Raw genomic sequence first — 10,361 nt, forward strand, 5'->3', positions numbered from 1 at the left:
TCCTTGAACGGGTCGACCCGTCCGATCCCGCCGTCGAGCCCGGTCACCACGGCATGGCCCACCCCGCCCGCGCCCAGCACGAGGACCGAGAGGTCCTTGAACGGGTCGACCCGTCCGATCCCGCCGTCGAGCCCGGTCACCACGGCATGGCCCACCCCGCCCGCGCCCAGCACGAGGACCGAGAGGGTCGTCGCCATCCGCATGCCCCAGCGGGGCCGCTCGTCCTGCTGTCTGGCGCGGGCGGGGTGGGCCATGCCGTGGTGACCGGGCTCGACGGCGGGATCGGACGGGTCGACCCGTTCAAGGACATGAAAAACCGGCCGCAGGCGGGGCACGGCACCAACATCCTGCTGGTGGGCACGGACGGCCGGGACAAGGTCACGCCGGAGGAGAAGGAGAAGTACCGCCTCGGCGGGGCGCCCTGCCACTGCACCGACACCATGATGATCGTGCACGTCTCGTCGGACCGGAGCCGGGCGAGCGTGGTGAGCATCCCGCGCGACAGCTACGCGGAGGTCCCCGAGCACACCGACCAGAACACCGGCGAGCACCACAACCAGCACCCCGTGAAGATCAACGCGGCGTACGCGGAGGGCGGGCCCGCGCTGACGGTGCGCACGGTGGAGCACATGACCGGCCTGAAGATGGACCACTATCTGGAGGTCGACTTCACCAGCTTCATGAAGACGGTCGACGTGCTCGGCGGGGTGCAGATCTGCACGGCCCGGCCGATGAAGGACTCCTACTCCGGTCTCGACCTCCCCGCGGGCACGCACCACCTCGACGGCGGCCAGGCGCTCCAGTACGTACGCTCCCGGCACACCGACGGGTCGGCCGATCTGGGCCGGATGCAGCGCCAGCAGAAGTTCATGGCGGCGCTGATCCACGAGGCGACCGGGTCGGGCGTGCTGATGAATCCGGTGCGCTTCCGGGAGGTCGCCTCCACGCTGCTGTCCTCGGTCCGGGCCGACCAGGGCTTCGGCGCGGAGGAGATCCTGTCGCTGGGGCGGACGATGCGGGGCTTCTCCCCGGCGTCGTCGGAGTTCGCGACCGTGCCGATCGGGCAGATGAGTTTTCCCGTGAAGGGGATCGGCTCGACGGTGAAGTGGGACCCGGTGAAGTCCCGCAAGCTCTTCATGGAGCTGCGCGAGGACCGGCCGCTGGCGCGGCCCGCCGCACGCGGCCAGGACGCCAAGGGACGGCCGCCCGGGGCGACGGTCGAGGTGGCGCCGGACCGGATCCGGGTCCAGGTCTACAACGGCACCCGCACGGACGGCCTCGGCCGCCGGGTGGACGACGCCCTGCGCGCGACGGGCTTCCGTACGACCGGGAAGCCGCTCGCGGGCGGTCCGGGCGACCTCCACCGCACGCTCGTCGAGTACGACCCGCGCTGGGACCGCTCGGCCCGGTCCCTGGCGGCGGCCCTGCCCGGCAGCGATCTGCGCCCGGTCAAGGGCCTGGGCCCCGTCATGAAGGTGACGGCGGGCACGGACTTCACGGCCGTCCGGCCGGTACGGGCGGAGGCGAGGGGCGCGGGAGAGTTCGACACGGTGACGGGCGACCAGGCGGTCTGCCCGTGACGGGGCACACCCGTGGGGCGGGGGCCACCGCACCCGGCGCTCAGTCGTCCAGGCCCTCCGCGGCCCGCTTCTCGCGGAGCTCCAGGATCGCGCGGCGCCGCGCCAGCCGGTGCGTACGGCGGATCTGCGCCTCCTGGTAGCGGCGCTCGTCCCGCTCGGTCTCCGGCAGGACCGGCGGTACCGTCCGCGGCTTCCCGTCCGAGTCGACCGCGGCGAACACCAGATAGGCCGAGCCGACCTGCTGCGCCGGGGTGGACTCGTTCCACCGCTCGGCCAGCACCCGTACCCCGACCTCCATGGAGGACCGGCCGGTCCAGTTGACCTGGGCCTTCACATGAACCAGGTCCCCGACCCGCACCGGCAGCAGGAACGCCATCTCGTCCATGGACGCCGTGACCGCCGGGCCCCCGGAGTGGCGGCCGGCCACCGCGCCCGCCGCGTCGTCCACCAGTTTCATGATCACACCGCCGTGGACCGTGCCCAGGAGATTGGTGTCATGGGCGGTCATGATGTGGCTCAGGGTGGTACGGGACGCCGAGGTCGGCTTGCCCGGAAGATCAGTCATACCGCCCAGCTTAGGCGCGCTCAGGTGTGCGCTCATCGCGCGGACATTGCATCAGCTGTGCAACAGCCCGGGCCCAGATCCCCACCCGCCCTGTCAGACACGCGGGGGACCCGTGCATGCTTGACGGCATGAACGACGGATGGTCCGACGACGACCGCGGCGAGCGCTACGGCCGCGGCAGCTCCGCCGCGCAGCCGGAGGGCCCGCGCGTGATGCGCCATGTGCAGCGCCCCGCGGGCTCCGCGCCCGCGCGCCCGCAGCGCCCGGTCCCGCCGCAGCAGCCCTCGTACGACGACGACCAGGGCTACGGACAGCAGCGGTACGGCAACGGTGTGCCCGCACCCGGCTCGTACGACAGCGGCTACAGCGACGGCCAGGTCTACGGCGCCCCCTCCGGACGCGGCCCCGGCGGGCCCGCCGGCCGGGGTCCCGGCGGCCCGGGCGGCGGGCCGGGCGCCGCGAGCTCCCCCGCGCGCCCCCGGCCGAACTGGCGGCGCCGGATCATGGTCGGCTCGCTGGTCCTGGTGGTGACCGTGGTCGGCGTCGGCGTCGGCACGTACTTCTGGGCCGACTCCAAGGTGCGCCGCGAGGTGGACCTCTCCAAGGTCATCGAGCGCCCGGGCGACGGCAAGGGCACCAACTACCTCATCGTCGGTTCGGACTCCCGCGACGGGCTGTCCAAGGACGAGAAGAAGAAGCTGCACACCGGTTCCGCCGAGGGCAAGCGGACCGACTCGATGATGATCCTGCACACCGGTGACAACGGGAACACCATGATCTCGCTGCCGCGCGACTCCTGGGTGCAGATCCCCAGCTTCAAGGGCTCCCAGTCCGGCAAGCTCTTCCCGGCCAAGGGCCACAACAAGCTGAACGCGGCGTACGCGATGGACGGCCCCGAGCTGCTGGTGCGCACCATCGAGGCCAACACCGGGCTGCACATCGACCACTACGCCGAGATCGGCTTCGCCGGCTTCGCGGACATCGTGGACGCGGTCGGCGGCGTGGAGATCGACATCCCGCAGGACATCAAGGACAGGGACTCGGGCGCCGACTTCAAGAAGGGCAAGCAGACCCTCGACGGCCAGCAGGCCCTGGCGTTCGTCCGCAACCGCCACGGCTACGCGGCGGGCGACCTGGAGCGCACCAAGAACCAGCAGCGCTTCCTGTCGGCCCTGGCCAGCCAGACGGCGACCCCGTCGACCGTGCTCAACCCCTTCAAGCTGTACCCGGTGATGGGGGCGGGCCTGGACACCCTGGTCGTCGACAAGGACATGAGCCTGTTCGACCTGGCCGACATGTTCTGGGCGATGAAGGGCGTCACCGGCGGCGGTGGCACGTCGATGAACATGCCGATATCCGGCAACGGCCCGCAGACGTCCCTGGTGTGGGACAGCGGGAAGGTCAAGCAGCTGGTGAACGAGCTGAACAACGACCAGAAGGTCACGGTGACCGCGTCGCGCTGACGTCCCATCAGGCCCGTCGGGAGCCGTCGGGAGCGGCCGGGAGCCGCTGGGAGCCGCCGGCGCGACAAGACTCACAGAGAAATCACAGGGCACTGCACAACTGCCCGCCCTTGCCCCGCTTTGCCCGCCCAACTGGCGGGCCGGGCGGGGCTTTTGGCGTGAAGAAACCTCTACTGCGGCGCTTGCTCCGGTCATACGATCACCGGCGTTCGCGCTTTCGCGCGTTCTCCCGTACTCCGAAGGGCTGTAGTGAACATTCGCCGTGCTCTGGCGACGGCCGTCGCCGCCGCTGTGACCGCGCCCGTGGTGATCCTGTCGGCGGGCCCCGCGCTCGCCGACGCCCAGCCGCCCGCGCAGACGCAGAAGAAGCCGACCGTCGCGGAGCTGGAGAAGGCCGCCGCGGCGGCGAAGAAGGTGTACGAGGACGCGGTCGCCGCCGAGGAGGTGGCGCGCAAGGCCGTGGACGCGGCGACCTCCGACACCGCGCCCCTCCATGTGAAGGCGAAGGCGGCCGGGAAGGAGGCGGGCGCCGCGACCGCCGCGAAGGCCGTCGCCGACAAGGCCGTCTCGGACGCCCAGCTCATCCTGGACAAGCTCCCCGCCGACGCGACCGCCGAGGACCGGGCCACCGCCGAGAAGACGCTGGCGGACGCCAAGAAGGACGCCGAGAAGGCGGCCGGCGTCGAGGCGACCGCGGTGGAGAAGGCCCGGGCGGCGCTCAAGGAGGCGCAGGACGCCGAGGTCGCCGCGTTCCGGGAGCTCGACCGGGCCACCAAGGCCGTCAAGGCCGCGCTCGCGGCGAAGGAGGCGGCCGACAAGGCGCTGGCGGACGCGAAGAAGGAGGCCGAGAACCCGGTCTGCGAGCCCGACACCCGGCTCACCTCGGTCCTCACCGGGCTGCCGGAGCGGCTCACCGCCGGCACCACCACCGACTTCTCGCTGCGGATCACCAACGGCACGCAGAAGAGCCTCGACAAGCTGCGGCCGTTCACCTACGTCTGGGCGGCCGACAAGAACCACCACAAGGTCTCGGGCGACCTGCTGCGTCTGAAGTGGTCCACGGCCACGTCCGGCGGCTGGAAGGACGTGGACAGCCTGCACCGCGCGGGCACGGTCGAGAACCTTGCGGCCGGCGCGCACGCCGACCTCCGGCTCCGCCTCACGCTCGACGCCAGGACGCCGGCGGGCCAGGGCTACGCCTTCGCCGCGGCCATCGTCGGGGACGCGTCCTGCGACGGCTCGCAGCCGCCGATGGAGAAGTACCCGTTCGAGATCCTCGCGGCCGGCACCAAGCCCGCCACGGGGAAGAGCACCGCGGACACCAAGCCGCTGGGCGGCACCTCCACCACCCCGCTGAACACGTCCACCACGGGCCAGCTCGCCGCCACCGGCGCCTCCTCCACCACCCCGAAGCTCGCCCTGGCGGGCGGCGCGGCGGTACTGACCGGAGCGGGCGCGATCCTGGGCGCCCGCCGCCGCCGCACCGGGGGCTGAGCCCCACTCCTGCGGCACGCTTCGGGCCCGTATCCGGGGGTTGTGGGTACGGGCCCGGGGTGTCTGCACGACGGCAGATTGAGCGCCACCACGATGCGCTGGACCTGGTGGGTCTGGGGGCCTTTTTACCGCGAGCGCCACTCCGACCTGGAACAACACCCTCTTCGCGGGGCGCCTCCCAGCATTTCCCCGGATCGTCCGTACGTGAGGTATCGCCGCTTCTGGTCACCCAAGGGACGCCACCGCATCCGCGATGAGGGTGCGGGCTGCTGCTCCCCGTGCGGCCTGTTGAGAGAGACGTCCAAAGGCACGGGCGTACAGCTCGACCTGACTCGGCTGTGTGAGCGTGGAGGCCGCGTCCAGAGTGTCGGCGTGTACCCTCCGGTCGTCGAAAATCGTGAAGGTCGGCATGGGCCACACGGCCCGTTGTTCCGAGAACGGGACGATGCCCACGGCGACGTTCTGAAGGTCCATGACCGCGAGCAGGTGGCCAAGCTGCGCCGCCATGGTTTCAGCGCTGCACAGTCGGTACCGCAACACTGGCTCCTCCAGGACGAAGGAGAACCGGCGTGCGCCCGTGTTCAGCACTTCGTTACGCCTCATGCGGGCCGCAACGGCCTCACCCACGTCATCCGGGGTTCCTCGGAAATCCGCGATGGAAGACAACAACGCGGAGGCGTACCCCGCAGTCTGAAGGAATCCAGGGATCACGTCGGAGACGTAGACGCGAAACATCTTGGTCTGCTCATACAGGTCGCCGGTGCTCTCTTGCAGACGCCGGAGGCCGGTCCGTTGAAGCCGCTTCCACTCCACATGCGCTTCGGCGGACTGCCTGTTGGCCGCGACCAGGTCGGGGGCCTGCTCCTCGGCGGCACAGGCTCGGCACCACGCTCGGATGTCGGCGTCGGAGGGAGGTGTCTTCGCGTTCTCGATCCGGGATGACTTCGACTCCGACCAGCCGCACCTGAAGGCCAGCTCCCGCCCGCTGATCTCCGCGTCCTTCCGGATCTCTCGCAGGCGACCCGCAAGCTTCTCTCGGGCCTTCTGAGCACGTGAAGAGGGATGCGGGGGCATGGAGCCGCTCTCGTCAGACCTTGTACTGGTGGTGTGGGACTGCTCGCTCCCAGACGGCTTCAAAGGCAGCGGAGCACAATTTCACGGCTTCCGGGTCCGCTGTGATCTCGTCCTCCACCACCACGCCGTCACCCGAGAAGTGGTGCACCCGAAGCAGCGCGTCATCGAACAGCCAGAAGTCGTTTCCGGGCAGTGGGACGGTCGTGACTCGTCGCCGGGGCAGCCAACGGACTTGCTCTCCTGCCGTTACGTTGGCATGAGTGACGTAGTGCTCCCACCGGATGTAGTCCGATACCGGCTCGGAGACCACTCGGGCCCGGCGGATCACCACGCCCCTTGCCACTGTGTCTGCGATCAATTGGTCATAGGGATGCCACCAGGATTCGCGGTCCTCCCAGTTGATCCGCTCGCCCCGCTTCCACGCCTCGAACCGGTCGGTGGTGGCGTATGAGTCGCGCAACTCCAGGTGGACGGCGGAACGCTCGCACTGGCCAAGCAGGTCAGCGAAGCTGGGCACGCTCGACGGCATCACATGCCTCCCTGATCATCGGAATCATTCGGGCCGGAATCCTGACGATGGCCTCACTGTCGGGCACCGGACCGTTCGCGGGGCTGGTTCCCTCGCACTCCGCCTGAGTCTCGGGGGTCGGCTTCCACCCCTGCAACAAGATCTCCTGAGCTTCTGCGTCCGCCCACACGGTGGGGCAGTGGTCCCGGTCGGTGTCAGGGTCGATGCCGACGAACTCTGCGGCCATGGCTGGCTCCCTGGACTTAGTGCTTGCTCGGACTTGCACGAGCATCGTTGCCAGCGGAATTGGCGTCAATACCGCTACCTGCCAAGCCAATTGCGGTGCAAGCCCATGCAAGAACGTGGACGGGTGACATCGCCTGAGAGAACGATGACTCCATGCCGACCGACAAAAAGCCCAGCCAGCAGACCGCGTCCAGCGGTTGGCGGATGGACCCCATTCCAAGCCGTCCGGCGTACCGGCATGAGGACGGGAACATTCGCGTGCCGATGTGGCTGACGAAGAAGGGTCGGCACATGGCGGACACCGAAATGGTTCTGCTCCCGTCTGAGGCCGCCCTACTGGCCGACAATCTGACCAACGCCATGAGGGACAACCCCCGGTCGATGCTGCACGAGCTGTTTCGGGAGAGCGCGACGGCTCTTGCCCCGGGGGTCGTGTACGTGTCGAAGCCGGATCAGTACCGGCTCTGAGGCGTCCTCCGTGATCAAACCCGCGAAGTGGCACCACGATGACGGCTCACTCCTGCGGTGCAGAGGCGAAGCAATGAAGGAGCCCCGGCCAAATATGGGCCGGGGCTCCTTCATTGCTTGGTCAGAGGAGTGCTCGGAAGGGGCTGCTGGAGCCTTCGAGCGGTTCCGGGCGCTTCGGTTGCCGTGCGGGCATCAGGGCGTGCTCGCACGGTAGGCGTCCATCCGCACAACCGTGACGCAGCAACCCGCGAGCCCATCGAAACCAGCCGCTGACCTGCGAAAATCCTGCTACGGCAGGTTCCTCGCCATCACGATGCGCTGGACCTGGTTCGTGCCCTCGTAGATCTGCGTGATCTTGGCGTCGCGCATCATCCGCTCCACCGGGTAGTCACGGGTGTAGCCGTAGCCGCCGAGGAGCTGGACGGCGTCCGTGGTGGCCTCCATGGCGACGTCGGAGGCGAAGCACTTCGCCGCCGCGCCCAGGTACGTCAGATCCGCGTCGCCGCGCTCGGACGCCGCGGCTGCCTGGTAGGTCAGGGCGCGGGCGGCCGAGATCTTCATCGCCATGTCGGCGAGCATGAACTGGATGCCCTGGAACTCGGCGATCGGCTTGCCGAACTGCTTGCGCTCCTGGACGTAGCCCTTGGCGTAGTCGAGGGCGCCCTGCGCGATGCCGAGGGCCTGGGCCGCGATGGTGATGCGGGTGTGGTCCAGGGTCTTCATCGCGGTGGCGAAGCCGGTGCCCTCCGCGCCGATCATGCGGTCGGCGGGGATACGGACGTTGTCGAGGTAGACCTCGCGCGTCGGGGAGCCCTTGATGCCGAGCTTCTTCTCCGGGGCGCCGAAGGAGACACCCGGGTCGGACTTCTCGACCACGAACGCGGAGATGCCCTTCGAGCGCTTCTCCGGGTCGGTGACGGCCATCACCGTGTAGTAGTCGGAGACGCCCGCGTTGGTGATCCAGCGCTTGACGCCGTTGAGCACCCAGAAGTCGCCGTCGCGGACCGCGCGGGTCTTCATGCCCGCCGCGTCCGAGCCTGCGTCCGGCTCCGAGAGGCAGTACGAGAACATCGCGTCGCCCTTGGCCAGCGGGCCCAGGTACTTCTTCTTCAGCTCCTCGGAGCCGGAGAGGATCACCGGGAGCGAGCCGAGCTTGTTCACGGCCGGGATGAGGGAGGAGGAGGCGCAGACACGGGCCACCTCCTCGATCACGATGACGGTGGCGAGCGCGTCGGCGCCGGCGCCGCCGTACTCCTCGGGGACGTGCACGGCGTGCAGGTCGTTCGCGACCAGGGCGTCCAGCGCCTCCTGCGGGAAGCGGGCCTCCTCGTCGACCTCGGCCGCGAACGGCGCGATCTTCGCCTCGGAGAGCGAGCGGATCGCGTCGCGGAGCATGTCGTGTTCTTCGGACGGGCGGTACAGGTCGAAATCAGCCGTTCCGGCCAAGGTGACTCACTCCCCAAGGGCGCTAACTACCGTTAAGTAACCTCAATTTTAGTGGGGTGTACGGCTCGCGGCATACGTGAGTTTGACGACAGGCGGACGAAGTCCGTGATCAAGGGGGATCGCAGGCCGCGCAGGGGCCCGACTATGCTCGGGCAGCGCCCTCAAGCCCGTACCTTCCAGGAGTACCGCATGGCCCTCAAGATCACTGTGATCGGCACCGGATACCTCGGGGCCACCCACGCCGCGGCCATGGCGGAGCTGGGGTTCGAGGTGCTCGGCCTCGACGTGGTCCCCGAGAAGATCGAGCTGCTGGCGCAGGGGCGCGTGCCGATGTACGAGCCGGGCCTGGAGGAGCTGCTCGCCCGGCACGTCGCCGGGATCGAGGGCTCCAGCGGGCGGCTGCGCTTCACCACCTCCTGGGAGGAGGTCGGCGCCTTCGGCGATGTGCACTTCGTCTGCGTGAACACTCCGCAGAAGCATGGCGAGTACGCGTGCGACATGTCCTACGTCGACTCCGCCTTCGCCTCCCTCGCCCCGCATCTGCGCGAGGGCGCGCTGGTGGTGGGCAAGTCGACCGTGCCGGTCGGGTCCGCCGCCCGGCTGGCCGCCGCGCTGCCCGAGGGCGTGGAGCTGGCCTGGAACCCCGAGTTCCTGCGCGAGGGCTTCGCCGTGAACGACACCCTGCACCCCGACCGGATCGTGGTCGGCGTGGAGAGCGAGCGCGCCGAGAAGCTGCTGCGCGAGGTGTACGGAACGCCGGTCGCCGAGGGCTCCCCCTTCGTGGTGACCGACTTCCCCACGGCCGAGCTGGTGAAGACCTCCGCGAACTCCTTCCTCGCCACCAAGATCTCCTTCATCAACGCCATGGCCGAGGTGTGCGAGGCCGCCGACGGCGACGTGGTGAAGCTGGCCGAGGCGATCGGGCACGACGAGCGCATCGGCTCGAAGTTCCTGCGGGCCGGGATCGGCTTCGGCGGCGGCTGTCTGCCCAAGGACATCCGCGCGTTCATGGCCCGGGCCGGTGAGCTCGGCGCCGACCAGGCGCTCACCTTCCTGCGCGAGATCGACTCCATCAACATGCGCCGGCGCGGCCAGATGGTCGAGATGGCGCGCGAGGCGCTCGGCGGTGGGTCCTTCCTGGGCAAGCGGGTCGCCGTACTGGGCGCGACCTTCAAGCCGGACTCCGACGACGTACGCGACTCGCCCGCCCTGAACGTGGCCGGGCAGATCCACCTCCAGGGCGGCCAGGTCACCGTCTACGACCCCAAGGGCATGGACAACGCCCGCCGCCTCTTCCCCACGCTCGGATACGCCGACACGGCGCTGGCCGCGGTCCGGGGCGCGGACGTGGTGCTCCACCTCACCGAGTGGCGCGAGTTCCGCGAGCTGGACCCGGCGGCACTGGGCGAGGTGGCCGACGCCCGGATCGTCCTGGACGGGCGGAACGCGCTGGACGCGGTGAAGTGGCGCGAGGCGGGCTGGACGTTCCGGGCGATGGGGCGCCCGCGGGCGTAGGG

The 10,361-nt window shown here is 69.7% G+C and carries 10 protein-coding genes and 1 pseudogene; 5 read left to right on the forward strand and 6 right to left on the reverse strand.

From position 1 onward, the window contains the following. Window positions 1-203, reverse strand: a pseudogene (locus ACJA3G_RS20075) (hypothetical protein); the annotation flags it as partial. A 21-nt stretch (window positions 204-224) separates the two neighbouring features. Between ACJA3G_RS20075 and ACJA3G_RS20080 the strand changes: the two are divergent. After that, a complete protein-coding gene (locus tag ACJA3G_RS20080; RefSeq protein ID WP_406554408.1) occupies window positions 225-1,580 on the forward strand; it encodes an LCP family protein in 1,356 nt (451 codons plus the stop codon). 40 nt (window positions 1,581-1,620) lie between these two features. Here ACJA3G_RS20080 and ACJA3G_RS20085 read toward each other — a convergent pair whose 3' ends face one another. Further along, the gene (locus ACJA3G_RS20085; RefSeq protein ID WP_406554400.1) at window positions 1,621-2,145 is read right to left on the reverse strand and encodes an acyl-CoA thioesterase; all 525 of its coding nucleotides are present in this window, start codon (window positions 2,143-2,145) and stop codon (window positions 1,621-1,623) included. A gap of 128 nt (window positions 2,146-2,273) precedes the next feature. Between ACJA3G_RS20085 and ACJA3G_RS20090 the strand changes: the two genes are divergently transcribed. After that, window positions 2,274-3,608 (forward strand): LCP family protein, encoded by a 1,335-nt coding sequence (locus ACJA3G_RS20090; protein WP_406554401.1) that lies wholly within the window; start codon window positions 2,274-2,276, stop codon window positions 3,606-3,608. A 249-nt stretch (window positions 3,609-3,857) separates the two neighbouring features. Continuing rightward, window positions 3,858-5,102, forward strand: a complete 1,245-nt coding sequence (locus tag ACJA3G_RS20095; protein WP_406554402.1) for an LPXTG cell wall anchor domain-containing protein — start codon at window positions 3,858-3,860, stop codon at window positions 5,100-5,102. A 225-nt stretch (window positions 5,103-5,327) separates the two neighbouring features. Here the strand turns inward: ACJA3G_RS20095 and ACJA3G_RS20100 are convergent, their stop codons facing one another. Genes ACJA3G_RS20100 through ACJA3G_RS20110 form a run of 3 tightly spaced genes read right to left on the reverse strand, consistent with a single transcriptional unit; the run spans window position 5,328 to window position 6,931 of the window. Continuing rightward, window positions 5,328-6,176 (reverse strand): helix-turn-helix domain-containing protein, encoded by an 849-nt coding sequence (locus ACJA3G_RS20100; protein ID WP_406554403.1) that lies wholly within the window; start codon window positions 6,174-6,176, stop codon window positions 5,328-5,330. A 13-nt stretch (window positions 6,177-6,189) separates the two neighbouring features. Next, on the reverse strand, window positions 6,190-6,705 hold the full coding sequence (locus tag ACJA3G_RS20105) for a DUF6879 family protein (RefSeq protein WP_406554404.1): 516 nt from the start codon (window positions 6,703-6,705) through the stop codon (window positions 6,190-6,192). Then, window positions 6,677-6,931, reverse strand: coding sequence for a hypothetical protein (locus ACJA3G_RS20110; RefSeq protein ID WP_406554405.1), 255 nt, complete (start codon window positions 6,929-6,931; stop codon window positions 6,677-6,679). The genes ACJA3G_RS20105 and ACJA3G_RS20110 overlap by 29 nt, the downstream gene beginning before the upstream one ends. A 152-nt stretch (window positions 6,932-7,083) precedes the next feature. Here ACJA3G_RS20110 and ACJA3G_RS20115 point away from each other — a divergent pair, with 152 nt between their 5' ends. Continuing rightward, window positions 7,084-7,398 (forward strand): hypothetical protein, encoded by a 315-nt coding sequence (locus ACJA3G_RS20115; RefSeq protein ID WP_406554406.1) that lies wholly within the window; start codon window positions 7,084-7,086, stop codon window positions 7,396-7,398. A 288-nt stretch (window positions 7,399-7,686) separates the two neighbouring features. On the opposite strand, the gene ACJA3G_RS20120 is transcribed toward ACJA3G_RS20115, so the two are convergent. Then, window positions 7,687-8,844 carry an acyl-CoA dehydrogenase gene (locus tag ACJA3G_RS20120; RefSeq protein ID WP_358837492.1) on the reverse strand — a complete coding sequence of 386 codons (1,158 nt, stop codon included), beginning with the start codon at window positions 8,842-8,844 and terminating at the stop codon, window positions 7,687-7,689. A 189-nt stretch (window positions 8,845-9,033) separates the two neighbouring features. Between ACJA3G_RS20120 and ACJA3G_RS20125 the strand changes: the two genes are divergently transcribed. Continuing rightward, complete coding sequence (locus tag ACJA3G_RS20125; protein WP_406554407.1) at window positions 9,034-10,359, forward strand: UDP-glucose dehydrogenase family protein; 1,326 nt, start codon at window positions 9,034-9,036, stop codon at window positions 10,357-10,359. Window positions 10,360-10,361: the final 2 nt, after the last annotated feature.

This window comes from Streptomyces sp. YS-3 (assembly GCF_045257485.1).
Lineage (GTDB): Bacteria > Actinomycetota > Actinomycetes > Streptomycetales > Streptomycetaceae > Streptomyces.